Raw genomic sequence first — 26,669 nt, 5'->3', positions numbered from 1 at the left:
AAAAAGTCGATGGAAATCTTTCTCGGCGTTGCCATGTTTACTATTATCGTTTTAGCCTTGGTTGTTATTATTTTAGCGGCCAAATCAAAACTGGTAAGCACAGGCGATATCACAATTTCTGTAAATGATGATGCAGATAAAAGCATTACCACACAGGCCGGCGGCAAACTGCTTGGTGCCCTTGCAAACTCCGGGGTCTTTGTCTCTTCTGCCTGCGGCGGCGGCGGTACATGCGGTCAGTGTAAGGTTAAAGTTAAATCAGGAGGCGGAGATATTCTGCCGACTGAGCTGGATCATATTAATAAACGAGAAGCCAAAGAAGGTGAACGTTTAGCTTGTCAGGTAAGTGTTAAAGAAAACATGGACATTGAATTACCTGAAGAGATCTTCGGTGTGAAGAAATGGGAATGTACAGTTATCTCTAATGGTAACGAAGCGACATTTATTAAAGAGCTTAAACTGCAGATTCCTGATGGTGAATCTGTTCCGTTTAAAGCCGGTGGTTATATTCAGATTGAAGCGCCTGCACATCATATTAAATATAAAGACTTTGACATTGAAGAGCAGTACCGTGGTGACTGGGAGCACTTTAAATTCTTTGATTTAGAATCTAAAGTTAATGATGACACTATTCGTGCGTATTCTATGGCGAACTACCCAGGTGAAGAAGGGATTATCATGCTTAACGTGCGTATCGCTACGCCGCCGCCGCGTGATTTGACTCTGCCGTGTGGTAAAATGTCATCTTACATCTTCAGCTTAAAAGCGGGTGATAAAGTAACTATTTCCGGTCCGTTTGGTGAGTTCTTTGCCAAAGAAACTGAGAATGAGATGGTATTTGTTGGTGGTGGTGCCGGTATGGCGCCGATGCGTTCACACATCTTTGATCAGTTCCGCCGCTTGCATACTAAACGTAAGTGCAGCTTCTGGTACGGTGCGCGCTCAAAGCGTGAGATGTTCTATGTTGAAGATTTTGACAGCATAGCTGCTGAAAATGATAACTTTGAATGGCATGTTGCCTTAAGTGATCCGCAGCCGGAAGATAACTGGGATGGTTATACGGGTTTCATTCATAATGTATTACTTGAAGAATACCTGAAGGATCATGAAGCACCAGAAGATTGTGAATTCTACATGTGTGGTCCACCGGTGATGAATGCAGCTGTTATTGCAATGCTTAAAGATTTAGGTGTTGAAGACGAGAACATCATGCTTGATGATTTTGGTTAATCGTAATGATTAAGCTTTCAACTAAATGGCTGGCCTTAATCGGGCTGGCCTTTTTTCTTTCATCGTGCTCTAAAAATGAGCCGGAACTCCTGAAAATCCAGGGGAAAACGATGGGAACGTATTACCATATAACCTATGTGTTAGATGGTGAGCAGAGTAAAAGTGCAGCTTTAGCTGCTGAAACTTTACAATCACAAATAGATATAAGACTTGAATTAGTTAATGATCAGATGTCAACTTATCGCCCTGATTCTGAACTGTCGCGTTTTAACCAGGCTGAGAAGTCTTTAGCGGTGTCAGACGCAACACGTCACGTTGTTGAAGCATCATTAGAACTTTTCGAAAAGAGTAACGGCGCATTTGATGTAACGGTTGGGCCGTTAGTGAACTTGTGGGGATTCGGTCCGGATAAACGTCCGGAAAAAGTGCCTGCTCAGTCAGTGATTGAACAGAAAAATCAGGTTGTCGGCAGTCAGCATTTATCGGTCAGTGGCAATACACTTAATAAAGATATCCCTGAGCTGTATGTGGATCTTTCTTCGATTGCAAAGGGTTATGGCGTTGATGATATTGCTGAATACCTGCAGTCTTTAGGTATTAATAATTATCTGGTTGATATCGGCGGTGAGCTTCGTGTTCGCGGTGAAAAACCCGGCAGTGAAAACTGGACGCTGGCGATTGAACGGCCGTCAGCAGGGCAGAATGTACAGCGCTTAATAAATATCGGTGATAATGCCATTGCTACTTCGGGGGATTACCGCAATTATTACGAGTTTGACGATGTTCGTTATTCGCATACAATTGATCCTGCGACAGGTAAACCGATTAAACATAAATTGGCGTCTGTTACTGTGATCCATCCAAGCAGCATGTATGCCGACGGACTCGCAACTGTTATTACGGTACTAGGGCCTGAAAAAGGTCTGGCTTTTGCGGAAGCACAGCAGCTAGCAGTTTTTATGCTGGTGAAAAACGGGGATGATTTTATAGAATATTACACCCCGGAATTTGAAACTTATTTTATTGAAGAAAAATAATGATATATTTTATTGCAACATTTATCGTTTTTTTACTGGTGATCGCAGCTATGGCTATTGGTTATATTTTTAATAAAAAAACAATTGGCGGCAGCTGCGGGGGATTAGCGTCAGTAGGCATTGAAAAAGAATGTGACTGCCCTGAGCCCTGTGAAAACCGTAAAAAAAAGAACCTCGAAGCAGAGCGTGCCGCTAAGCTTAATGATGCGGATCGTATTCTATAAAGCTTCTTAAGGCTGAATAAAATGGGGAATACTTCCCCATTTTTTATTTCCTGTTTTTTTGTAACCAGCGATCCAGGGCATTTGCAAATGTCTGTTTTTCTTTGTCGCCAAATTTATTCGGCCCGCCGCTGATCTGTCCTGTACTGCGTAACTCCTCTGCAAAATTGCGCATCGCTAAACGCTGACGGATATTCTCAACCGTATAAAGCTCTCCCCTGGGGTTAAGCGCAGTAATACCTTTTTCGACTATTTCTGCCGCTAACGGAATATCTTGAGTTATCACTAAGTCGTTTAATTCAACATGCTGGCTGATATAGTTGTCAGCCACATCGAAACCCTGTGAAACCTGTACGGTTTTTACTAAAGGGCGCCTTGGGATCGGTAAAGGCGAATTAGCCACAAAGACCAGTGCGGTAGAGGTCCTTTGACCAGCCCGTAGAACCATATCTCTGACAGGTACCGGGCAGGCATCTGCATCAATCCATATTGTCATTACTGTTCCTATTTGAAATATCATGAGTATATAAGCTGCCAATATAGCAAAAAGAAGTTCTGTTTAGCTAGGAAGCCGTGACAAGTTTTGTAAAGAGGACAATTAAAGCGGTTGAATTACGGATAACTGTTGGATCTGTAAATCATATTTACTGTGGGAAGCTGATAGGAGCAAATCTGACAGGGCATATAAACTGTGCTTTTAACATATTGTTAACATGTATTGGTTGTGAAGTTGTTGATTTTATTGATTATATATTTTGTGGTCAAACTCGAATGTTTTTTTTTTTATATTTTCCCATTTAATTCCTAAATAGGTGTTGTACTGTTTTTTAAAGACCTATATACTCTTTCCCAGCTTGAAAGTTCGTTTGATATTTATGTTCAATGTTCCGTATTATGTACCGAATCCTATACTTCATAAGTAATAGCAACACTTCTAGCCAAATGCCTTGATTCACAAGGTTAATTACTCAAAAATTAAATAGGATATTATTATGTCTACAACTACTGGTACAGTAAAATGGTTCAACGAATCTAAAGGTTTTGGTTTCATCGAGCAAGAAAACGGTCCTGACGTTTTCGCACATTTCTCTGCAATCGCAAGCACTGGTTTCAAAACTCTTGCTGAAGGCCAAAAAGTACAGTTCACTGTAACTCAAGGTCAAAAAGGTCCTCAAGCAGAAAACATCGTAGCTCTTTAATATTGCTTCGATGAGCTTTAATTAGCTCATTCTGATTGAATAGAAAGGTAAGTCAATGACTTACCTTTTTTATGCGTGTAAGAAAATCCTCCATAGTTTCACTTCAACTCTATCCCCTTTGAAAAATCCTAAGTAGCTCTTATTTAATGTAATTCGCATTATTGTGTATAATGCATTAAATTAATGAATGACTTTAGCTGTCTGGAGAAACAAATGCGTTTGTGTGATACCCATATCGAAGAATATTTAGATGCCGGGAAAATAATAATAGATCCTCGCCCGCCGCAGTCTGCTATTTCAGGCGTCAGTGTTGATATTCGTTTAGGTGATGAATTCAGAGTGTTCAGTGAGCATACGACACCTTATATCGATCTGTCTGGACCTAAAGAAGAAGTGGCGGCATCACTGGACAGAGTGATGAGTGAAGCGATTGTAATTAAAGAAGATGATGCTTTCTTTCTGCATCCTGGTGAGCTGGCGTTAGCCGTTACTTATGAAGAAGTCACTTTACCTTCCGATGTTGTCGGCTGGTTAGACGGGCGCTCTTCACTTGCCCGCTTAGGGCTGATGGTGCACGTGACAGCACATCGAATCGATCCGGGCTGGTCTGGAAAAATTGTTTTAGAGTTTTATAACAGCGGCAAGCTGCCTCTGGCGCTGCGTCCTAAAATGACTATTGGGGCGTTAAACTTTGAAGTTTTGTCTGCACCGGCTACCAGACCATATAATAAACGCAGTGATGCAAAATATAAAGATCAGCAGGGGGCTGTTGCAAGCAGAATTAATCAGGACGGTTAAATTTTACTGCTGCATGCTTTTAAATAAAAGCCCTGACTTGATTAGTCCGGGCTTTTCTGTAGAGGAAGGCTGACAGAAAAGGTACTGCCTTTACCTATTTCACTGGATACTTTTAGTTCACCGTTATGCTGTAGAATGATTGAGTAACTGATAGATAAACCTAAGCCGGTGCCCTTACCTAGGGTTTTTGTGGTGTAGAACGGGGTGAAGATCTGTTCGAGTTTATCTGCTTCGATACCAGAGCCGCTGTCGGATACTTCGATATATAATCTGTTCTCTTTGCTGTGTGCCTTAATAAAAACGACTTTTCTATCACTGTGTTCCACTGCATCTTTAGCATTAATCAATAAGTTGACTAGCACTTGTTCAATCTGCGTTTTATTGCAGAAAACTGCTGGAAGAGATCCTGGCAGGACCTGTCTTAATTCAACCTGTTCCTGCTGATACTGGTTACTGACAATATTAATAACACTGGAAAAAATATCAGCTGGTGTCTGGTCGTGGTAGTTATCTAATTCACTGTCTCGCGCAAAACTTCCTACCTGTTTTACTATTTTTTCGATGCGCTCCACCTGCGCTAATATCGTTCTGAAACTTTTATCGACTAAGTGATATTCCTGTTTAATTAAATTTTCATTACATAAATCTGCGTGAATACAGATAACCTGCAGCGGCTGGTTAATTTCGTGAGCAATACCGGCCGCAATCTCACCCAGTGAAGAGAGTTTATTAGAGTGTACTAATCTTGATTTACTGGCAGTAAAGTCGTTATTTATTTTTATTAAACGCTTTTTATGCCTGAGTATTTTATTCCTGTAGTCCCTATTTAACAGAATTAAATAAGTTAACAGTGCCAGTAGTAGTGCTGTTGAACCTCCGATATAAGGCAGATACAAGTAGATAACAGGCTGATGGTTCAACCACACCATTAATTTCCACTGATGACCAAAAATTGGAAAACTCATCTGCTCATGAACATCATTTATATGTGAGGCTTCAGGCAGTACAGAAAAAATTGTCCGTCCATTTTCAGATATTGAAAAGGGGCTGGTTAATTGAAATGTCTGTTTCTGCTGCTCCAGTAACTTACTGATATTGATCGCCGTTTCTAAATAAGCAAACAGTTTGTTTTTTATAAAAATTGGGATTTGTATATAAGCTGCTGTGTCATTGTTAGCTAATACAAAGACTGGACTCATAAATATTCTGTTTTGATTTGAAACCGGTAGACGTTTGGGTAGATATTCACGATGTTTAGCTTGTTGGGCTTTTTGTAAGTCACTGTCAAAATGGACGTAATCAGCAGTGCCGATGTTTAAATTTTGATTGCCTGTAAAATCATATATTTTTATATCTATGATATGCGGGTTAAAATTTTTTAGGGTACTGATCTGCTGTGTCCAGTGAAGGTTGATTTCTGCAGCTGTAGACCAGCTCTGAGCTGTTAACTGCAGCTGCTGAGCATACTTTGAAATCTGCTGCTGGATATTGTGGCTTATTGCCTGGCTTTCACTGATAACTTCCTGTTTGTGAGCTGCAAGCTCTGTTTTTTGATAGTAATTACTGCCGATATAAGTTACCAATAAACCAATAAGAAAGACGAAAATACTATATAGATTCGATTTCAACTTAGTTCCTTATCTCTGTATAATGCTTAACCGACTAAGCATAATACTTTAAAAAACAATTAATTATTTATTGCAGACTAGGGCCTGTTTATCTTTGAAAATTGCCCCTGTTGAGCCTGAAAGTTTATCAATCAAGGCGCGAAGAGTGAAGTTTAGTTGTTCTAAATGAGTGATGAGCAACGCAGAGTGAGGAATTTTCAGCCTCAACCCGAAGGGCTGGGGCTATTTTTACACTCAATTTCGTTATCCGTCATTAATGTAGAGTGATTACACTGCATGATTTCTGCCTTGCTGAGCATAAAAATAGCCTCCAGCAGGAACAAAGAGCAAAGATAACCAGGCCCTAACGTTTTAATAAAATAACCGAAGGAATTGAGATGTCAGAGCAAGGTTTTACAACAAAGATAGTGCATTCAGATCGTTTATTAAATTTAGAGTTCGGTGCCGTGCATGCGCCTATTCATAACTCGGTACCTTTCGGCTTTGATGATGTTCAAGGCTTAATTGATGTTTTTCAAGGCCACCCCGGCCACGCTTACGCACGCTCATCTACGCCGACCAACGATGCCCTGCAGCACAAAATCAAGCAGATGGATAACGGCATTGCGTCCTTAGTTTTTTCATCGGGTATGGCTGCTATTGTTACGACATTTTTATCACTGTTAAAGTCTGGTGATCACCTGATCTGCAGCCGTTACTTATTTGGCAATACCAGCAGTTTGATAGGCACACTTGAAGGTTACGGTATTGAAATTTCTTTGGTGGATGCAACGGATATAGAACAGGTAAAAGCAGCCCGCCGAGAAAATACGCGTATGGTATTCGTTGAAACAATCGCTAACCCGGTTACACAAATTAGTGCGCTTGAGGAAATAGGTGATTTCTGTGAAGCTGAAAAACTTGTTTATGTTATTGATAATACATTAACTTCAAGTTACCTGTTTGATGCTCGGAAAGCTAAAGTAAGCCTGATTGTGACCTCGCTTTCAAAATATGTTGCCGGACACGGTAACGCGTTAGGCGGCTCTGTTACAGACAGTGGTTTATATGACTGGGCAAGCTATCCGAATATATTTGAAGCTTATCGTCAGGGTGACAGCAGAATGTGGGGAATCAGCCAGATTAAGAAAAAAGGCCTGCGTGATATGGGGGCTTGTGTCAGTTCACAAACGGCGCATTTGATTTCTGTCGGCAGTGAAACCATGGAGCTGCGTATGGAACGTCAGTGTGATAACGCTTTTGCACTGGCCGAGTTTCTTGAGCAGCATCCTAAGGTTGCTAAAGTTTATTATCCTGGTTTGGAAAGTCATCCGCAGCATAAAACTGCAAAGCGTCTGTTTAAAAAGTTTGGTGCAATTTTAAGCTTTGATCTGGTTGAAGGTGAAGACTGCTGCGAGTTGTTAAATAAACTCAATGTTGTTATCAGTGCAACGCATCTTGGTGATAATCGAACTTTAGCATTACCGGTTGCGCCGACTATTTACCATGAAATGGGATTAGATACTCGTCAGGAGATGGGCATTAGCGAAAATATGATTCGTTGTTCAATCGGTATTGAAAACACTGCAGATCTGTTAGCAGACTTCAAACAAGCACTTGCTTAATTAAAGTCAATTTGAGCAGAAAGAGGCCTGGTGCCTCTTTTTTGTGCATAAATTTGCCGCAGCTTGTTTCTGAATTTTAAATATACAGATGCTTATGAATAGATTACTGATTTTTATCCTGCTGTTTAATATTCCATTAGCGGCAGCCACTGTTAATGAACAGGATTTAAAAATATTAGGGCGCGCGCTAGCTAATTATCAGCTATGCAGTGATATTTCTGTAGAGTTAGATGATAAAGCTATGTTTAATTATTACAGTGAAATGTATAAATACAGCTTACTTCAAGTTAGTACTTACTCTCATAATGACGCTGAGATCGTTAGTGAAGAACAGCAAAGAAGCATGCTTAAGCTTGCTAAAATTGACAGGAAAAGTTTAGGCGGGTTATGTTTAAGTCGTTTTGATCTTTTATCGAGAAAAATGCAGGAAAATAAGCTGGCAGCTAAGCAGAGCCGTTAAAGCTTAACGGCTCTGCTATTTAGTGAATAGGGTGCCTAAAACTGGTCGTCAGATTTTTTGATGGTACCGTAAATATTCATCGCATTATTTTCATTGCTGTGCGCTTCTACTGATATTTCTTCTTTTACTGATGTTTCTTTTTTTACTGGCGCTTTCTTCGCTTTTACAGGTGTAGGTTCTGCGGTTTTTACTGTTTCAGTTGTTAGCGGCGTTTCTTCTTTCTTTGCTTCAGATTTTTTTACGCGAATTAGATTGCCCGCTAATTTATAACCATTTAATGTTTTCATAGCTGCTTTAGCTTCACCGGCTTTAGGCATTTCAACAAAACCAAAACCCTTAGATTTCCCGGTTACTTTGTCTAAAACCAGGGTACACGACTGCACAGTGCCGTGTTCGACAAATAAGCTTTTTAGTTTTTCTTCGGTTGTTGCGGCAGCAAGGTTGCGTACTAGTAATTTCATGGGACACCATTTTATTGAACAATTATTTAATCCGCTATCTTAACAGGTATTGAACCTTAATTCTGTCTGTTATCTCTTTGATGTGAAAAATTATAAAAGGTTGTCTGTTTACTTCTAGTTATATGTCATTGCGCTAACTTGGCAAAAGGTCATTACTTAAAGTGATAATTAGCTGTGACATCGGCTTCTTATGCAGTATTACGGCTGCTGAAACGGCAGAATATATGATGATACATCTCAGATATGTATAGGAGAGTCTGAAAGTTATAACCTGCTTGAGTTAGTATACGAACTTCAGTACATGAGTTATTATATCTGCTTTAGTGCTGGAATTTCGTACATGTAAAGTAGGAAATAGGTGCGAACAGTACTTTTAATAATCGATAAGGCTCTGTTTTTTTATGCTTTTTAAGCAGAGATGTTGTATTGAAAGTATCATTTTATTAATTATGAGGTAGTCATTAAGCAGATGAGCAATATTATTGGAGCTGGTATTAATACCGGCAGTGTTATGGATAACGGTGCACATGAACTTCACAGACACAGTCGATTTTTACGTAAAATAGCCTGGATTGTTGAAATTATTGTTGTTTTTATTGGTCTTTGTATTTCAATTTCACTCGTTGCCGGCGGTGACAATATGGTCAGTTCTTTTACTTTATCTGCACCATTTGTCATGATCTCCCTGGTTGAGCTGACCAAAATCCCTTTTGTAATCGGATTATGGCACTCTAGAAAATCATTTATTATGTATCTGTTTATCATCTGTTTTTTGTCATTGATTACCTTTGAAACCTTGCTTAATGGTTTTGAAAGAGCATTTTCATCAATTAACAGTCAGATAAATTTAAGCGAAATTGAAATCAGCCGTATTGAAAACCAGATCGAAGTTAATAAAGAAAATATTCTCATTGCATTCCAGAATTTCAGTGATAAAACTGAAAAAATAGCATCTGATAAAAACAATGTTTACAGCAGCTATAAGACGCAGTACAGCAGTGCTGTTAAGCGTAACGAACGTTTATCCAAAAATGTGCAGCCGCTGCGAAGCTCACTTGCTAAAGCAAGAAAAGAACTGAATCAGCTTAAAGTTGAAAAATCAGCCTTACTACAGGAGCTGTCCGCTAAAAAAGAACAGCGCTTTCAGTCGAGTATGCAGAATTTCCAGGGTAGTACGGACACCATTAAACAGGAACGTGCGCGTCTGCTTGGGCAGATCAATGCCCTGACAGCGGAAAAGAAACAAGCCCTGGATGATTCCAACTTCTTTACTTCAGCGACTGTGAAGAAAGATTATGATGAAAAGATCCGTTACGCAGAAAACCAGTTGAACAGTATTAATAACAGAACCATTACCGGGAAAAGTAAAAAACCTAATCTGGAATCAGTTAAGTTTTTAGACGATTATTATGCTGAACTATTGGCACTGAAAGACGACATGATCAAACATAAAAGTCAGCAGGTAGAGTCGTTGTCGCGCAGTTATAAGCAGGCCGCTAATGCCAGTAGTCAGAATCTGGCAAAAACACAGCGTCAGTTGTCTAAAGAAAAACAGCAGTCACTGCGTAATTTAGAGAACAAACTTGAGCGGGTTAACAGTGAATTTTCTAATGAAAATGCTTACATCAAAGAGCTGAAGCTGGAGAACACGAAGCTGCGTTACGATATTCGTGTGATTGAAATTGAAGCGAATACAATGGCCTTGTCTAATCAGGTTTATCGTATGGCGTCATATGTTGATAATGTCAGCCATTACAAAGAGATCAAAAATGAGACATTAACGCTTGTTGGGCTTATCTGGTTTGGCTCATTAGCCTTGATAGGCTCTATTACCGGTATCGCATTAACCTTATCGGGACTGCATTTAAGTAGTCTGTCAGCCAAGCACAATAAGAAAGCGAATGCCGAAAGCGAAAAAAACGGCAGACAGTATCACTTGAAGTAACTGCTGTAATAGAGACTAAAGTATGCACTGCGGGTTTAAATCTGCAGTGTAATTTTAAACCACTGTAAGCTTTACTAACCCCGCCTAAGATGAACTTCAACTTCTTATAAAAACTTGTTTATCAATTATTACCTTATGATTGTATCCAAAATAAGAAGACTATATGTTTAGTTTTATTCAATCAATGGCTTATTGCTTTGTGGTTGCTTGTTTCTTAGATAATGTAGCTGCTGGCCCTCTTTGATTTTCGTATTTCGTTGCGGGGTAATAAGGTGTAATAGAAATACTGGAAAAGGGAGCTACATTTAATCAATGTAGGGATAGACAGCCACCATTTTAACAGGGCGCAACGCAGTACTCCTGTTACTCGTTCGTTGTTTGCAGTGTTGCTTTTAAAGCATTGTCCCTGTTGTTTGAGCAAATCTATAATATCGTTACCAGTAAGGAGAGTCAGTGTGAATATTATCCAACAGGCTATAGACGATGCATTTTTTGTACAGGTAAGTAAGATTTATACCGTTTTTTCAAAATCAGTTGTTTGTGCGATGGGCAATGAGAATAAAATATCAACAGCTAAAGCTGTGCTTAAAGAAGGGTTGGAGCGAGCTCAGCGAACTCACGATATTGCACTGACCGTGACCGGTTCAGTAAATTCTTTAGATAATGTTGTTGCAGAGCTGGATTCCTGGTCTATTCCTGAACCACTGATCGATGATCTGCTCAGAGCCTGTGATAATTGTGGTGAGTGTGTCTATCCAAAATCCCCTGAATGGCATTACGACTTATAAACCTCACAAACAAAATTGTTGTAAGTTCGAATTATTAAAGGGGCCGTTTGGTCCCTTTAATCGTTTTTCTGCGCTAAGACATAAATCACCCGTCACTCTTTTTTTTCATTCTTTGTGCCATGATAAGAATGCTCAATTAGATCCAGTGCTTTAGTTGCCCCCCACAAAATAACTAGTGATACCAGTACCATGCCAAATGGCGTAATACTGTTTATCGCCGATACAACTAAACCACCTACCGTTCCGCAAAACAAAATTAAAAGGAAAGCTCTCATGAAATGAACCTCTCTGTGGTAATGGAGACCATTGATAAAACTATTGTATGTCCGCAAAAACAACCCGAACACGAATTAAGTATAGTAAAGAGTTTGCACAGGTAAAAAACAAAGTGAACAGCATTGATATTAAATACCTCTGTTGTGCTTTCTTTTTATTTAAATTACAAAAGGAAACCGTCGTACGAATTTGCTATAATCGCGAAAATTATCCCAAATATCAGTTTAACGCGGTTAAATTAACGTGATTAAAACGTACATTGCTGTGTACATAATTAGAGAAATAAATAAATGCCAAACAAAGACATCATAGAGAATGTAAGGAAAAGAAGGACTTTTGCTATCATCTCACACCCCGATGCGGGTAAAACAACCATCACTGAAAAAGTACTTTTGTTTGGTAACGCGCTGCAGAAAGCCGGTACAGTAAAAGGTAAAAAATCGGGGCAGCATGCAAAATCTGACTGGATGGAGATGGAAAAAGATCGCGGTATATCGATTACCACTTCTGTGATGCAGTTTCCGTATAATAACGGTTTAGTGAATCTGCTTGATACTCCCGGACACGAAGACTTCTCGGAAGATACTTATCGTACATTAACCGCTGTAGATTCATGTTTAATGGTCATTGACTCTGCAAAAGGTGTTGAGCAGCGTACGATTAAATTAATGGAGGTTACACGCCTGCGTGATACGCCGATCATTACATTTATGAATAAATGTGACCGTGATATTCGTGATCCGATCGAGTTAATGGATGAAGTTGAAGAGGTTTTAAATATTGCCTGTGCTCCAATTACCTGGCCTATTGGTATGGGCAAAGAGTTTAAAGGTGTATACCACCTGCTGCGTGATGAAGTGATCTTATATTCAACGGGTCAGGGGCATACCATTCAAGAGAGCCGAATAATTAAAGGCTTAGATAATCCTGAGCTTGATGAAGCGCTGCCGTTATATGCAGAAGATCTGCGTGAAGAAATGGAGCTGGTTGTAGGCGCCTCTCATGAGTTTGACCATGAGTTATTCTTAAAAGGTGAATTAACTCCGGTTTATTTTGGTACCGCATTAGGTAACTTTGGTGTAGACCATGTATTAGACGGGCTGGTTGAATGGGCGCCAAAACCGCTTTCTAGAATTGCAAAGCAGCGTGTTGTTGAGCCGACTGAAAAAGAATTTTCAGGATTTATTTTTAAAATTCAGGCAAATATGGATCCTAAACATCGTGACCGTATTGCATTTATGCGTGTTTGTTCAGGCAAGTATGAAAAAGGCATGAAAATGCGCCATGTGCGTACCGGTAAAATGGTCAGCATTTCCGATGCGGTTACTTTTATGGCCGGGGATCGCGCTGCTGCTGAAGAGGCTTATCCGGGTGATATTATCGGTTTACATAATCACGGTACGATTCAAATCGGTGATGCCTTTACTACTAATGAAGAACTCAAATTTACCGGTATTCCCAACTTTGCGCCGGAAATGTTCCGTCGTATTCGTTTAAAAGATCCGCTCAAACAAAAGCAGCTGCTAAAAGGTTTGATGCAGCTTTCAGAAGAAGGTGCGGTACAGGTTTTTCGACCATTACGCAGCAATGATTTAATTGTAGGCGCGGTAGGTGTACTGCAGTTTGAAGTGGTTGTACAACGCCTTAAATCTGAATATAAAGTAGAAGCAATTTACGAAGGTATCAGTGTTGCAACTGCATTATGGGTAGATAGTGAAGATCCGCAGAAGATGGCTGAATTTGAGAAAAAAGCCTATGATAATTTAGCACTAGACGGTAGTAACAATTTAACTTATGTTGCCCCGACTATGGTTAACTTGAATCTTGCTATTGAACGTTATCCTGCAGTTAACTTTAGAAAAACACGCGAACATTAACAGGCTTTGTTAATTATGCTATTAATTAAAGCGTCTCCGGACGCTTTTTTTGTACCTGCAAACGGAAAAAATATGTTTATTGACAGTCACTGCCATTTAAATTTTTCCTGCTTTAATGAGCAGCGGGAAGCATTATTAAAACAGCTGCAGGAACAGGATATAAAGCGGTTAGTTATTCCCGGAACAGCGCCGGGCAGCTGGTCTGATATCATCGAATTATGCGCCGTTCATAAACAGCTTTATTACGGACTCGGCTGCCATCCGCATTTTATTACTACTTTTCAAGAAAGTGATTTTCAGTACCTGGAAAAACTATTGCAAAACAGCGGTACGCAGTGTGTTGCGCTGGGAGAAATTGGGTTAGATAAATTTGCCGATGCAGATATGCAGCTGCAGGAGCAGGTATTTATCCGTCAGGTGCAGCTTGCGCAAAAACTGCAGCTGCCTGTGATTTTACATGTTGTTAAAAAGCAGGGTAGAGTGTTAGAAATATTAAAGGAGCAGAAGTTTACCTGCGGTGGTGTCTATCATGCGTTTTCCGGCAGTTTTGATGTTGCATGCGCATTTATAGCTTTAGGTTTTAAAATAGGCGTAGGGGCAGTGATTACTTACCCTAATTCAACGCGAACAAAAACAACCATCAGTCAGCTGCCCGTTGAATCTCTGGTATTAGAGACTGACGCACCGGATATGGCGCTTTACCAGCAGGCGGAACGCTATAACTCGCCACTTAATGTTATTTCTGTTTTTGAATCACTTGCGGCACTGCGCAGTGAATCAAAAAATTGTTTAGCAGCGCAAATTTATAAAAATAGCGTCTCTATTTTCTCGTTAGACAATGACTAAATCAGAAAATTACCGTAAAATGTCTGCCTTTTCAGATACTGTAAAGTTTAAATAAGGTGATTTTTAATGGTTCAATATCCAATGACGGCCACTGGTGCTGCGAATTTACGCACCGAATTAGAACAGTTAAAAACTGTGACGCGTCCAGAAATAGTGAATGCGATTGCCGAAGCCCGCGAACACGGTGATTTAAAAGAAAATGCTGAGTATCATGCTGCGCGTGAACAACAGGGATTTTGTGAAGGCCGAATTCAAGATATCGAAGCAAAATTATCTAACGCACAAGTTATTGATGTTAGTAAGCTGACTAATAACGGTAAGGTTATTTTTGGTACAACAGTAACGATTGTTAATATTGATACCGATGATGAAGTAACATACCGTATCGTTGGTGATGATGAAGCCGATATCAAGAAAAATTTAATTTCAGTTAGTTCACCGATCGCACGCGGATTAATTGGAAAAATGCTGGATGATGAAATTGCTATCGAAACCCCAGGCGGCACAATTGAATATGAAATTATCAACGTGCAGTATGTGGCATAAACTTCATTAAGCGTGGAATACAAAAAAGCCCAGTGAAAACTGGGCTTTTTATAAACTAAACAGCGGATTATTATTTCCGTTTCAGTTCTATATTTATATTCTCTGCATTAACTGCTCGGAATAAAATTATTTACGCGGTAATTCTATCTTTTTATCGTCGCTTTGGCGGAATAAAACCACTATATGGCCTATTTTGGCAATATTAAGTGCTCCTGTCTCGCGAACAATTGCATCAATAATTAACTGTTTAACTTCACGATCATCAGTAGCAATTTTTACTTTGATTAATTCGTGAAAGTTAAGAGCATTCTCTATTTCTGCTAATACGCCTTCAGTCAGGCCGTTCTGGCCAAGTAGAACAACAGGTTTTAAACTGTGAGCAAGACCTTTCAGGTGCTTCTTTTGTTTATTGGATAATTTCATGCAAATTTCTTTCATTAAGGGTTGAAAACAGTTCATTCTACCCTTAAATATTAACCTTTACTATTTGGATTGTTATTTATCACCAATTAGAAGAATAACTGTATTAATAAAATGACGTTTCAGGGACGCTAAGAGGGTCTCTACCCGGCTGTTTTACTATGCTGTATCAGCTATATTGATAATACAGTTACGATAAAATTTTAAGGAACACACTAATGTCTAAAAGCGAGAATTCAAATCGTCTTAAAAAAACGGCATCTGCGAGCTCAAAACGCTGGATGCAGGAACACGTAAATGACTTTTATGTTAAAGAGGCCAATAAAAAAGGTTTACGTTCACGGGCGGTTTTTAAACTTGATGAGATCAATAAAAAAGACAAGTTAATTCGTTCCGGCATGACGGTTGTTGATCTTGGAGCCGCCCCCGGCAGCTGGTCGCAGTGGGCTGTTGATACGGTTGGTTTAAATGGTAAAGTGATTGCCTGTGATATTTTATCGATGGATTCAATTGCCGGAGTTGATTTTTTGCAGGGAGATTTCCGCGAGGAGAGTGTTTTAAATGCACTGTTAACCCGTATCGGTGACAATAAAGTTGATGTTGTTCTTTCTGATATGGCGCCTAATATGACCGGCAGCGCCGCTATCGATCAGCCTAAATCAATGTATTTAGTTGAGTTGGCATTAGATATGTGTCGTGATGTACTGGTTAAAGACGGCAGTTTTATTGTAAAAGTATTTATGGGCGCTGATTTCGAAGCGTTTATGGGAGAAGTGCGTAAAGTGTTTAAAACGGTCAAAACACGTAAGCCTGACTCTTCACGTTCACGCTCGCGTGAAGTCTATTTAGTTGCGACTGGATTTAAAGCGTAGAAAATGTATGCGGCAGTCCGTAGAAAAGATAATTTTTAGCTGTAATAAGCAGATATTTACAGACTGGAGAAACTATTAGTGATCCGGCTTATCTGTACTAAACATATTTAGTAGCGACGCTTTTTAAACTGTAGTAGTCTACTAAGAAATTTATATTAATTAACATGAGGTTTACATCTTGAACGACATGGCAAAAAACCTGATATTGTGGCTAGTCATCGCAGTAGTATTGATGTCTCTATTCCAGGGGTTTGGGGCAGAGGAAGGGAAAAGTTCCCAAATGGACTACACAACATTCGTCAAAGAAGTCAGCCAGGGACAGATTCAGCAGGTTAAGATTGACGGGCAGGTAATTAAAGGGCTGAAAAGTAATCAGACACCTTTTGTTACTTATATCCCAGCACCAGATCTGGATCTGTTAAATGATTTAATCAAACACAATGTTCAGGTTGAAGGTATTCCGCCGGAAGAAACCAGTTTCTTAGCTTCAATATTTGTTTCCTGGTTCCCTATGCTGCTCTTGATCGGCGTGTGGGTGTTCTTTATGCGTAATATGCAGGGCGGCGGCAAAGGCGGTGCAATGTCGTTTGGTAAGAGTAAAGCCAAACTGATGGGTGAAGATCAGATCAAAACAACTTTTACCGATGTAGCCGGCTGTGATGAAGCCAAAGAAGATGTAAAAGAATTAGTTGATTATTTAAAAGACTCTTCAAAATTCCAGAAACTGGGCGGACGTATTCCGACAGGTGTCTTGTTAGTAGGTCCTCCGGGAACGGGTAAGACCTTACTGGCAAAAGCAATTGCCGGTGAAGCCAAAGTACCGTTCTTTGCCATTTCAGGCTCTGATTTTGTGGAGATGTTTGTTGGTGTTGGTGCATCCCGTGTACGTGATATGTTCGAACAGGCAAAAAAATCAGCGCCGTGTATCGTTTTTATCGATGAGATTGATGCTGTTGGTCGTCAGCGTGGCGCTGGTGTCGGCGGCGGTAATGATGAGCGTGAGCAGACATTGAATCAGCTGTTAGTTGAAATGGATGGTTTTGAAGGTAATGAAGGTATTATCGTTATTGCCGCAACTAACCGTCCTGATGTACTTGATGCCGCTTTATTACGTCCTGGACGTTTTGACCGTCAGGTTGTTGTTGGTTTACCGGATGTACGCGGCCGTGAACAGATTTTAAATGTTCATATGCGTAAAGTGCCGCTATGTGAAGATGTGAAAGCGAATGTTCTAGCGCGTGGTACGCCTGGTTTCTCTGGTGCAGATCTTGCGAATCTAGTTAATGAAGCTGCACTTTTTGCCGCTCGCGGCAATAAACGCACAGTAACTAAAGAAGATTTTGAGCAGGCACGTGATAAAATCCTAATGGGGGCAGAACGCCGCAGTCTAGTAATGCGTGAAGAAGATAAAGAGTCAACAGCTTATCATGAAGCAGGGCACGCAATTGTTGCTAAGCTGGTACCTCAGCATCACCCTATTCATAAAGTGACGATTATCCCTCGCGGGCGTGCATTAGGTGTAACGCAGTTTTTACCAGAAGGTGATCAGATCAGCCAGAACCGTACTGAATTAGAAAGTAGTATTTCAGTGGCGTACGGCGGACGAATTGCAGAAGAATTAATTTATGGTAAAGGTAAAGTTTCTACCGGTGCATCTCAGGATATTAAACAGGCGTCATCTATTGCCCGTGCGATGGTAACGGAATGGGGCTTCTCTGAAAAATTAGGGCCGATTCTATTAACTGCGGATTCAAATACATTACGTTCGAACGTTGTCTCTCATGAAACGGGTAAAATTATCGATGATGAAGTTAAATCTATCATTGAGAGTAATTATGAGCGAGCAGAAAAAATATTGACCGAGAATATTGATATTCTGCATGCTATGAAAGACGCATTAATGAAGTTTGAAACCATTGATACTGCACAAGTAGATGATTTAATGGCACGTGTAGAAGTGCGTGCACCGTCAGACTGGACTGATGAGGTTGAGGTGAATGCTAAAGCTGAACCTGTTGAAGAAGCACAATCAGCAGACACTGAAGAAGCGGTTATTGTTGAAAGTGAAGAGAAAAAAGACGATCAGTAAACGCTAAACGGTGTGATATGAGTTAATAAAAAACCTAAGCTTGCTTAGGTTTTTTTTATGGAGAATAAAATGCAGCTGCAGAGTAGAAATAAAATACTAGATTTGAGAGTGCCTAAGGTGATGGGCATTTTAAATGTAACACCTGACTCCTTTTCCGACGGCGGGCGTTTTGCTGATAATGATAGTGCTTTGAAAAAAGCCGCAGAGATGGTCGAACAGGGCGCCGCTATTATTGATATCGGTGGTGAATCGACGCGTCCAGGTGCTTCTGATGTCGGTCTTGAGCAGGAGTTAGACCGCGTTATACCGGTTATCGAGAAAATAAATGAAAATTTAGACTGCTGGATTTCAATTGATACTAGTAAAGCACAGGTGATGCAGGAAGCGGTAAAAGCGGGAGCCGATCTGATTAACGATGTACGCGCATTACGTGAAGAAGGCGCGCTGCAGGTCGCTGTCGAAGCTAATGTGCCGGTTTGTCTGATGCATATGCAGGGACAGCCTCGCTCTATGCAGAGTGCGCCTCAATACGAGAATGTGGTTGAGCAGGTGAAACGTTTTTTATTAGAACGCGTGCAGCTGTGCATCGAAAACGGTCTGTATAAAGACAATATCATACTTGATTTAGGATTCGGATTCGGCAAGCAGCTTGAGCATAATTTTGAGCTGCTGGGCGCTACCGGGGACTTTGTGAAGTTAGGGTTTCCTATTCTCACGGGAGTTTCTAGAAAATCAATGTTTGGTCAATTATTAAATCGTGATATAAATACACGCCTGGCAGGCAGTCTTGCGGGCGCGATTATTGCATTGCAGCAGGGCTCGCAGATAATTCGAGTGCATGATGTCGCAGAAACCGCTGATGCTATCAAAGTTTTACAAGCAGTTAATTCATTTAAATAATACATTTTTAACAAGAAGAGAAACCTATGAAAAAAAAATATTTTGGTACTGACGGCATTCGCGGTAAAGTCGGCGCCTCTTTAATTACGCCTGAGTTTGCTTTAAAGCTGGGCTGGGCTGCCGGTCGTGTTTTAGCTAAATCAGGTTCAAAAAAAGTATTAATAGGTAAAGATCCTCGTATTTCCGGTTATATGCTGGAAGCTGCATTACAGGCCGGTTTAACGGCTGCCGGGCTGCGTCCTGTACTAATGGGACCTATGCCGACTCCTGCTGTCGCTTATTTAACTCATACCTTCCGTGCAACTGCAGGTATTGTGATTAGTGCGTCACATAACCCTTATTATGATAATGGTATTAAGTTTTTCTCAGATAAAGGCACTAAGTTATCAGAGAAAGTTGAGCTGGAAATAGAAGCTGAAATTGATAAAGAGCTTAAATGTGTTGATTCAAGCCAGTTAGGTAAAGCCTACCGTATTGAAGATGCTGCCGGGCGCTATATTGAATTTTGTAAAAGTACTTTTCCGACTAAATACGATCTCAGCGGTTTAAAAATAGTGGTGGATTGTGCCAATGGTGCTACTTACCATATTGCGCCTTTAGTTATTAATGAGCTTGGCGCTAAAGTTATCTCTATGGGAGTTGAGCCGAACGGGGTGAACATCAACCTTAACTGCGGTGCAACCAGCATGCAGGCATTATCTGAGCGTGTTGTTAAAGAAAAAGCGGATTACGGTATTGCATTTGACGGTGACGGTGACCGCGTGATGATGGTTGATCATACCGGTTATATTCTTGATGGTGATGAGTTACTTTATATTATTGCCCGCGATAAACTGCGCACCGGCACGCTGAAAGGCGGTGCGGTCGGCACTAAAATGTCTAATCTAGGTTTAGAGCAGGCGCTAAAAACGTTAGGCATTCCGTTTGAACGCTCAGATGTTGGTGATCGTCATGTAATGGAATTAATGAATAAAAACAACTGGTGTATTGGTGCTGAGAACTCAGGGCATGTTATTTGTTCAGATCTTCTTCCGACAGGAGACGGTATTGTTTCAGGTCTACAGGTGATGAGCGCGATGCAGGGCAGCCGTATGACACTGCATGAACTGCGTCAGGGCATGAAAAAATACCCGCAGGTTTTGCTCAATGTACGTTTCAATAATGAAATCGACCCTCTACAAGATAAAGATATTCTTGCAGAGCAGAAGCGTATTGAAGACTTATTAGGCGAGCGCGGCCGTGTATTATTACGTAAATCAGGTACTGAGCCGGTATTCAGGGTGATGGTAGAAGCAGATGATAAAGAAGAAGTAGTTCGCGGTTATGCACAGGCCATTGCTGATAAAGTAAAAGCATAGCTATAAAGAAGTCACAAGTAGAAGTGAAATGCGTTTTTTTACCTTTATCAGCCCGGCTGATTATAAAAAGAATTAAAAATTCATTTCAACTGCTTGTGATTTGTTGTTTTTTGGTCTGATATTTCAACGCTTTGTTTGAAATTTGGGCAGTTAAGGCAGGCTTTGTTTAAAAGAATGAAATAGTGTCGTTATTCGCTTGTGGTTTTATAGTTTTTTGGGTAATATTCGCCCGCTTCTCTGGTGGAGCATCAAGAAGTTTTTCTGGAAAAAATAGGTATATTTTATGTATGAGATGCTGTTAGTTGTTTATTTAATTGTTGCAATTATCTTAATTGGATTTGTATTAATTCAACAGGGTAAAGGTGCAGGTATGGGGGCTTCTTTTGGCTCTGGAGCTTCAAATACAGTGTTTGGTGCTAGCGGTGCTGGTAACTTTATGACTCGTACAACAGCTATTCTTGCCGTAGCTTTTTTTGCATTAAGCCTGGTATTAGGTAACCTTTCAACAAATAAAGTAACAGCGGATGAAGCCTTTTCAGACCTAACTGTTGAACAGCCTGTTGAAGCACCTGCAGAAATAGATACTTCAACTCAGATTCCAGAGTAATAGATTAAGCGGATATGGTGGAATTGGTAGACACGTAGCCTTGAGGGGGCTATGACTTCGGTCGTGAGAGTTCAAGTCTCTCTATCCGCACCAAATATTTATAATGTCGACGAATAGTGATTGCCTCAAATTCACATTGTCTATATAATGTCGGCGTTTTCTAATGACAAGTTAGAAAGAAAGTTTAAAATGGTTCGATGTTATAATCTGAATCATAAAGTACAGACGCGAGATGGAGCAGCTTGGTAGCTCGTCGGGCTCATAACCCGAAGGTCGTAGGTTCAAATCCTGCTCTCGCAACCAACTTTTCAGTTGTAAAATGAAACAGCAATTACGGACGCGAGATGGAGCAGCTTGGTAGCTCGTCGGGCTCATAACCCGAAGGTCGTAGGTTCAAATCCTGCTCTCGCAACCACATTCTAGTATTGATGTATTAAGAAATCGGCTCATCGGGCTCAGCTCTTATAAATACTGGCGAAAGTAGTAGATTCAAATCTTGCTCTCGCAACCACATTTAGTGTTATGTATTAAGAAGCCGGCTCATCGGGCTCCGCTCTTAAAAAACACTAGCAGAGGCAGTTGATTAATTTCCTGTTAATGCGATTTTTCATAAACTATTGTATTTCGATAGTTTCCTATGAAAAGCTCCAATTTATTGGGGCTTTTTTGTTATTTGCGCTGTTGAAATTTGTCTTTCAGCCGCGTGACATGACAACTTATGTTTGTTTTAAATAAACATAAGTTGTTAATTAAATAGGGCTATATGCCCTTTTTTTGTTTCTGAAAGGGGATAGATTTGGCAAGTTTAGAAGAACGTTTAACAGCAATGTTTAAACCAAATGTAGAAGATCTCGGCTATGAATTAGTCGGTATTGAATATATTCGTGCAGGTAAGCACTCAACACTGCGTGTTTATATTGATCAGGAAGCGGGAATCTTAGTTGATGACTGCGCGGCTGTAAGCCGGGAAATCAGTGCGTTGATGGATGTCGAAGATCCGATTACCAATGAATACACTCTTGAAGTTTCATCGCCGGGTTTAGAGCGTCCTCTGTTTTCTGCTGAGCAGTATGCCGAATTTATAGGTGCAGAAGTAAAAGTGCAGTTAAGAATGCCGATCCAGAACCGCCGTAGATGGAAAGGTGTTATCGCCTCTGTCGAAGGTGAAATAATTTGTGTAAATGTTGACGGTACAGAAGAACGTTTTGCACTAAGTAATATTCAGAAAGCGAATATTGTTCCAAAATTTGATAATTAAGGCGATTACAGATGAATAAAGAAATTTTACTTGTCGTAGAGGCAGTATCTAACGAAAAAGGTCTTCCGCGTGAAGCTATTTTCGAAGCACTGGAAAGTGCATTAGCAATTGCGACTAAAAAGAAATATGAACAAGAAATCGATGTTCGTGTAGTAATTGACCGTGAATCTGGACAATTTGAAACTTTCCGACGCTGGTTAGTGCTTGAAAAAGATGCTGAAATGGAAAACCCATGTCAGGAAATAACTTTTGAAGCTGCTGAATATGACTCCCCTGAAATTCAGCCTGGCGAGTTCATTGAAGATGAAATTGAATCAGTAAAGTTTGACCGAATTACAACACAGACTGCGAAACAAGTTATTGTGCAGAAAGTACGTGAAGCTGAGCGTGCACAAGTTGTAGAACAATATGCTGAGCAGGAAGGTGAATTAATCACAGGTGTGGTAAAACGCATGAACCGTGACAATATCCTGCTTGATTTAGGCGGCAACGCTGAAGCTGTTATTTTCCGTGACGAAATGCTGCCGCGCGAAAACTTTCGTCCGGGTGACCGTTTACGCGGTCTTCTGTTTGCAGTTCGTCCTGAAGCGCGCGGTGCACAGTTATTTATGACTCGTACTCAACCAGAGATGCTGACTGAGTTATTCCGTCTGGAAGTGCCTGAAATTGCAGAAGAGATGATTGATCTTATGGGCGCTGCTCGTGATCCTGGTTCTCGTGCAAAAATTGCTGTTAAATCAAATGACCAGCGAATTGATCCTGTTGGTGCTTGCGTAGGTATGCGTGGTGCGCGTGTTCAGGCGGTATCTGGTGAACTAGGCGGTGAGCGTGTTGATATTATTGTCTGGGATGAGAATCCTGCACAATTTGCAATCAATGCAATGTCTCCGGCTGAAGTTGCCTCTATTGTTGTTGATGAAGATTCACACAGTATGGATATTGCTGTTGAAGAAGATAATTTAGCACAGGCAATCGGCCGTAACGGTCAAAATATTCGTTTAGCGTCTCAGCTTACCGGCTGGGAATTAAACGTAATGACAGTAGCTGAATTAAAAGAAAAACATCAGGCTGAAGCAGACAGTGTTATTACCCTATTCACCGAATCGCTTGAAATTGATGAAGAGTTTGCCGGCGTTTTAGTTGAAGAAGGTTTCAGTTCGCTGGAAGAAGTTGCATATGTTCCAATGAATGAGCTGTTAGAAATTGATGGTCTTGATGAAGAGATTATTGAAGAGTTACGTACCCGCGCTAAAAATGTACTTGCTACAAAAGCACTTGCACAAGAAGAAAGTCTTGAAGGCGCTAAACCTGCTGACGACCTGTTAGCTCTTGAAGGTTTGGAAGGCCACTTGGCATTTGTACTTGCAAGTAAAGGTATTATTACACTGGAAGATCTCGCTGAACAGGCGGTTGATGATCTACTTGAAATTGAAGAACTGAACGAAACAAAAGCAGGGGAGCTGATTATGGCTGCTCGTAACATCTGTTGGTTCAGCGAAGACGCTGAATAAGCATCAGATAGGAGAAAAAATTATGTCAGATATTTTATTAAAAGACCTTGCTAAAGATTTAAATAAATCGGAAGAAGTTTTGGTTAAACAGTTTGCAGATGCAGGTATTGAGAAGTCAGCATCAGATAAAGTGAGCTTAAAAGAGAAAGAAACGTTAACGATTTTTTTACAAAAGCAGCACGGCGGCGAAACTAAAAAGAAAATGACACTGCAGCGTAAAACTAAAAGCACATTAAACGTTAAAGGTCAGGCAAATGCGGTAAATGTTGAAGTGCGTAAAAAACGTACTTACGTTAAACGTACTGACAGTGAAATTCAAGCATCGAAAGAAGCTGAATTAGCAGAACAAGCAGCTGAAGACGCAAAAGTTCAAGCTGAAATTGACGCTAAGAAAGCAGCTGCAGAAAAAGCTCTGGCTGAAAAATTAGCAGTTAAAAAAGAAGCTGACGAGAAAGCTAAAAAAGCAGCTGCGGCTAATAAAGAAAAACAAGTTGCTGTGAAATCAGATAAAACAGCTGAACAGATTCAGCAGGAAAAAGAAGCTGCAGATATTCTGAAAAAAGCAGAAGCTGAAGCACTTAGTAAAGCTGAGCAGGAAGCGGCTAAACAGGCAGAAGCTGCTAAAAAATTAGCTGAAGAAAACTCAGCTCGCTGGGCTGCTGAAGAAGCCGCGCGTAAAAAAGCGGCTGAAGGCGTGGATTACCATGTCACTTCTTCTAAAGAAGCTCAGGCTGCTGAAGATGCATCGGATTCTAAAGCGGAAGGTCCTTCTCGCCGTAAGAAAAAGAAAAAAGCAGCAGCAGCTGCTCCTGCACCACAAGGCCGTCGTGGTCGTCGCGGTAAGAAATCGGGACCTGCGACTCCTTCTGCATTACAGCAGGCATTTGAGAAACCGGCTGCACCTGTTGAGCGTGATGTAAAAATTGGTGAAACAATTTCTGTTGCTGAACTGGCTAATAAAATGGCTGTTAAAGCGACTGAAGTTATCAAAGTGATGATGAAGATGGGTGCTATGGCAACTATCAACCAGGTGATTGATCAGGAAACAGCGACGATTGTTGCTGAAGAGATGGGTCACAAGGTTATTCTTACTAAAGAAAATGAATTAGAAGAAGCAGTACTGGCTGAAGCACAGGAAGGCGGTGAGAAAACTTCACGTGCACCTGTTGTTACTATCATGGGTCACGTTGACCACGGTAAAACGTCATTACTGGATTACATTCGTCGTGCAAAAGTTGCTGATGGAGAAGCCGGTGGTATTACCCAGCATATCGGTGCTTACCATGTAAATACTCCAAAAGGTATGATTTCATTCCTAGATACTCCAGGACACGCTGCCTTTACATCTATGCGTTCTCGTGGTGCTAAATCTACGGATATCGTAGTACTTGTTGTTGCTGCCGATGACGGTGTAATGCCTCAGACAATTGAAGCGATTCAGCATGCTAAAGCAGCTGGTGTTCCTCTGATTGTTGCAGTAAACAAAATTGATAAAGAAGCCGCGGATCCGGATCGTGTTAAAACTGAGCTTTCTCAGCATGACATTATTTCTGAAGAGTGGGGCGGTGAGAACATCTTTGCACACGTTTCAGCTAAAGTAGGTACCGGTGTTCAAGAGTTACTTGACAGCATTCTTCTACAGGCAGAAATGCTTGATTTAGAAGCGGTTGCTACAGGTCCTGCATCAGGTGTGGTAATCGAATCTCGCCTTGATAAAGGTCGTGGTCCAGTTGCTTCTATCCTTGTACAGCAGGGTGAACTGAAGCAGGGTGATATTGTACTTTGTGGTCTTGAATACGGCCGTGTTCGTGCGATGCGCGATGAAGATGGTAAGCCGATTGAGACTGCTGGTCCTTCTATTCCTGTAGAAGTATTAGGTTTATCTGGTGTACCGCAGGCGGGTGATGAAGCTACTGTAGTACGTGATGAGAAAAAAGCACGTGAAGTTGCATTATACCGTCAGGGTAAATTCCGTGATATTAAACTGGCTCGTCAACAGAAGGCTAAACTTGATAACATGTTTACTAACATGGAAGCGGGTGAGGTTTCTGAACTTAACATCGTACTTAAAGCAGACGTTCAAGGTTCACTTGAAGCAATCTGTGATTCACTCAACAAACTTTCTACCGACGAAGTTAAAGTTAACATTATCGGTCGCGGTGTTGGTGGTATTACTGAAACTGACGCATCTCTTGCTTCTGCTTCCGGTGCAATCGTTATCGGCTTTAATGTACGTGCAGATGCATCTGCACGTAAACTTATTGATAACGAAGCAGTTGATCTGCATTACTACAGCATCATCTACGATCTAATCGACGAAGTTCGTTCTGCAATGGGCGGTTTATTAGCACCTGAGTTCAAACAAGAGATCACAGGTATTGCTGATGTACGTGAAGTCTTCAAATCTCCAAAAATCGGTTTAATCGCTGGTTGTATGGTGACGGAAGGCAAGATCAAACGTAACAACCCTATCCGTGTACTGCGTGAAAACGTGGTGATTTACGAAGGTGTGCTTGAGTCTCTACGTCGCTTTAAAGACGACGCAGAAGAAGTACGTAACGGTGTTGAATGTGGTATCGGTGTTAAGAACTACAACGATGTACGCGTAGGCGACCAAATTGAAGTATTTGAAATTATTGAAGTTAAACGTACTTTATAATTTTAGATTCGCTTTTAATTAAAGAATGGAGGCTATAGCCTCCATTCTCATTTATAAAGAAATAAGATCACGCAAGTGT

General features: G+C 40.7%; 25 protein-coding genes and 3 tRNA genes. 23 read left to right on the top strand and 5 right to left on the bottom strand.

Annotation, left to right across the window (positions count from 1 at the left end; translation table 11 throughout):
- Positions 1–9: 9 nt before the first annotated feature.
- From nqrF to nqrM, 3 genes are read left to right on the top strand one after another with little or no spacing between them, the layout of a single operon-like run.
- Positions 10–1,230, top strand: a complete 1,221-nt coding sequence (nqrF, locus tag G327_RS0101595) for an NADH:ubiquinone reductase (Na(+)-transporting) subunit F (RefSeq protein WP_019613010.1) — start codon at positions 10–12, stop codon at positions 1,228–1,230.
- A 5-nt stretch (positions 1,231–1,235) separates the two neighbouring features.
- Entirely contained in the window at positions 1,236–2,267 is a 1,032-nt protein-coding gene (locus G327_RS0101590) for an FAD:protein FMN transferase (protein ID WP_019613009.1), read from the top strand.
- Positions 2,267–2,491 (top strand): (Na+)-NQR maturation NqrM, encoded by a 225-nt coding sequence (gene nqrM, locus G327_RS0101585; protein ID WP_019613008.1) that lies wholly within the window; start codon positions 2,267–2,269, stop codon positions 2,489–2,491. The genes G327_RS0101590 and nqrM overlap by 1 nt, the downstream gene beginning before the upstream one ends.
- 43 nt (positions 2,492–2,534) lie before the next feature.
- Here nqrM and G327_RS0101580 read toward each other — a convergent pair whose 3' ends face one another.
- Entirely contained in the window at positions 2,535–2,984 is a 450-nt protein-coding gene (locus tag G327_RS0101580) for a YaiI/YqxD family protein (RefSeq protein WP_019613007.1), read from the bottom strand.
- 496 nt (positions 2,985–3,480) lie between these two features.
- Here G327_RS0101580 and cspE point away from each other — a divergent pair, with 496 nt between their 5' ends.
- Positions 3,481–3,687 (top strand): transcription antiterminator/RNA stability regulator CspE, encoded by a 207-nt coding sequence (gene cspE, locus G327_RS0101575; protein WP_019613006.1) that lies wholly within the window; start codon positions 3,481–3,483, stop codon positions 3,685–3,687.
- 213 nt (positions 3,688–3,900) lie between these two features.
- The gene (gene dcd / locus G327_RS0101570; protein ID WP_019613005.1) at positions 3,901–4,485 is read left to right on the top strand and encodes a dCTP deaminase; all 585 of its coding nucleotides are present in this window, start codon (positions 3,901–3,903) and stop codon (positions 4,483–4,485) included.
- A gap of 41 nt (positions 4,486–4,526) precedes the next feature.
- Here the strand turns inward: dcd and G327_RS25875 are convergent, their stop codons facing one another.
- Positions 4,527–6,113, bottom strand: coding sequence for a sensor histidine kinase (locus G327_RS25875; RefSeq protein WP_019613004.1), 1,587 nt, complete (start codon positions 6,111–6,113; stop codon positions 4,527–4,529).
- A gap of 377 nt (positions 6,114–6,490) precedes the next feature.
- On the opposite strand from G327_RS25875, the gene G327_RS0101560 reads away from it, so the two are divergent.
- Complete coding sequence (locus G327_RS0101560; RefSeq protein WP_019613003.1) at positions 6,491–7,717, top strand: cystathionine gamma-synthase family protein; 1,227 nt, start codon at positions 6,491–6,493, stop codon at positions 7,715–7,717.
- Positions 7,718–7,811: 94 nt separating this feature from the next.
- Entirely contained in the window at positions 7,812–8,177 is a 366-nt protein-coding gene (locus G327_RS0101555; RefSeq protein ID WP_019613002.1) for a hypothetical protein, read from the top strand.
- A 35-nt stretch (positions 8,178–8,212) separates the two neighbouring features.
- Here the strand turns inward: G327_RS0101555 and G327_RS0101550 are convergent, their stop codons facing one another.
- Positions 8,213–8,638 (bottom strand): RNA recognition motif domain-containing protein, encoded by a 426-nt coding sequence (locus G327_RS0101550; protein WP_019613001.1) that lies wholly within the window; start codon positions 8,636–8,638, stop codon positions 8,213–8,215.
- Between the two features lie 469 nt (positions 8,639–9,107).
- On the opposite strand from G327_RS0101550, the gene G327_RS0101545 reads away from it, so the two are divergent.
- Positions 9,108–10,583, top strand: a complete 1,476-nt coding sequence (locus G327_RS0101545) for a coiled-coil domain-containing protein (protein WP_019613000.1) — start codon at positions 9,108–9,110, stop codon at positions 10,581–10,583.
- Between the two features lie 455 nt (positions 10,584–11,038).
- Complete coding sequence (locus G327_RS0101540) at positions 11,039–11,371, top strand: hypothetical protein (RefSeq protein WP_019612999.1); 333 nt, start codon at positions 11,039–11,041, stop codon at positions 11,369–11,371.
- Between the two features lie 92 nt (positions 11,372–11,463).
- Here G327_RS0101540 and G327_RS0101535 read toward each other — a convergent pair whose 3' ends face one another.
- Complete coding sequence (locus G327_RS0101535; protein WP_019612998.1) at positions 11,464–11,646, bottom strand: hypothetical protein; 183 nt, start codon at positions 11,644–11,646, stop codon at positions 11,464–11,466.
- 291 nt (positions 11,647–11,937) lie between these two features.
- On the opposite strand from G327_RS0101535, the gene prfC reads away from it, so the two are divergent.
- The 3 genes from prfC (at position 11,938) to greA (ending at position 14,916) form a co-directional block, all read left to right on the top strand.
- Complete coding sequence (gene prfC, locus G327_RS0101525; protein WP_019612996.1) at positions 11,938–13,524, top strand: peptide chain release factor 3; 1,587 nt, start codon at positions 11,938–11,940, stop codon at positions 13,522–13,524.
- A 15-nt stretch (positions 13,525–13,539) separates the two neighbouring features.
- Positions 13,540–14,370 carry a TatD family hydrolase gene (locus G327_RS0101520; protein ID WP_019612995.1) on the top strand — a complete coding sequence of 277 codons (831 nt, stop codon included), beginning with the start codon at positions 13,540–13,542 and terminating at the stop codon, positions 14,368–14,370.
- A gap of 66 nt (positions 14,371–14,436) precedes the next feature.
- Entirely contained in the window at positions 14,437–14,916 is a 480-nt protein-coding gene (gene greA, locus G327_RS0101515; RefSeq protein ID WP_019612994.1) for a transcription elongation factor GreA, read from the top strand.
- A 126-nt stretch (positions 14,917–15,042) separates the two neighbouring features.
- Here the strand turns inward: greA and yhbY are convergent, their stop codons facing one another.
- On the bottom strand, positions 15,043–15,339 hold the full coding sequence (gene yhbY / locus G327_RS0101510; protein ID WP_019612993.1) for a ribosome assembly RNA-binding protein YhbY: 297 nt from the start codon (positions 15,337–15,339) through the stop codon (positions 15,043–15,045).
- A gap of 215 nt (positions 15,340–15,554) precedes the next feature.
- On the opposite strand from yhbY, the gene rlmE reads away from it, so the two are divergent.
- The 11 genes from rlmE to infB all read left to right on the top strand — a co-directional run bounded on the left by rlmE (position 15,555) and on the right by infB (position 26,590).
- The gene (rlmE, locus tag G327_RS0101505; protein ID WP_019612992.1) at positions 15,555–16,208 is read left to right on the top strand and encodes a 23S rRNA (uridine(2552)-2'-O)-methyltransferase RlmE; all 654 of its coding nucleotides are present in this window, start codon (positions 15,555–15,557) and stop codon (positions 16,206–16,208) included.
- Between the two features lie 178 nt (positions 16,209–16,386).
- A complete protein-coding gene (gene ftsH, locus G327_RS0101500) occupies positions 16,387–18,297 on the top strand; it encodes an ATP-dependent zinc metalloprotease FtsH (RefSeq protein WP_026339128.1) in 1,911 nt (636 codons plus the stop codon).
- 69 nt (positions 18,298–18,366) lie between these two features.
- Positions 18,367–19,197 (top strand): dihydropteroate synthase, encoded by an 831-nt coding sequence (gene folP, locus G327_RS0101495; protein WP_019612990.1) that lies wholly within the window; start codon positions 18,367–18,369, stop codon positions 19,195–19,197.
- A 26-nt stretch (positions 19,198–19,223) separates the two neighbouring features.
- On the top strand, positions 19,224–20,555 hold the full coding sequence (gene glmM, locus G327_RS0101490; protein WP_019612989.1) for a phosphoglucosamine mutase: 1,332 nt from the start codon (positions 19,224–19,226) through the stop codon (positions 20,553–20,555).
- 283 nt (positions 20,556–20,838) lie between these two features.
- A complete protein-coding gene (secG, locus tag G327_RS0101485) occupies positions 20,839–21,162 on the top strand; it encodes a preprotein translocase subunit SecG (RefSeq protein ID WP_019612988.1) in 324 nt (107 codons plus the stop codon).
- 8 nt (positions 21,163–21,170) lie between these two features.
- Positions 21,171–21,255, top strand: a tRNA-Leu gene (locus tag G327_RS0101480).
- A gap of 133 nt (positions 21,256–21,388) precedes the next feature.
- Positions 21,389–21,465: transfer RNA gene (locus G327_RS0101475), tRNA-Met, on the top strand.
- Positions 21,466–21,500: 35 nt separating this feature from the next.
- Positions 21,501–21,577 (top strand) — tRNA-Met (locus G327_RS0101470).
- 381 nt (positions 21,578–21,958) lie between these two features.
- Positions 21,959–22,420, top strand: a complete 462-nt coding sequence (rimP, locus tag G327_RS0101465; protein WP_019612987.1) for a ribosome maturation factor RimP — start codon at positions 21,959–21,961, stop codon at positions 22,418–22,420.
- A gap of 11 nt (positions 22,421–22,431) precedes the next feature.
- Entirely contained in the window at positions 22,432–23,931 is a 1,500-nt protein-coding gene (gene nusA / locus G327_RS0101460; protein WP_019612986.1) for a transcription termination factor NusA, read from the top strand.
- A 22-nt stretch (positions 23,932–23,953) separates the two neighbouring features.
- Positions 23,954–26,590: a translation initiation factor IF-2 gene (gene infB, locus G327_RS0101455; protein WP_019612985.1), complete on the top strand. Its 2,637-nt coding sequence runs from the start codon at positions 23,954–23,956 to the stop codon at positions 26,588–26,590.
- Positions 26,591–26,669: the final 79 nt, after the last annotated feature.

The sequence above is a fragment of the Psychromonas ossibalaenae ATCC BAA-1528 genome (assembly GCF_000381745.1).
Lineage (GTDB): Bacteria > Pseudomonadota > Gammaproteobacteria > Enterobacterales > Psychromonadaceae > Psychromonas > Psychromonas ossibalaenae.
Note: the sequence above shows the minus strand (reverse complement) of the source record. Positions and strands in the feature narration are given on the sequence as shown.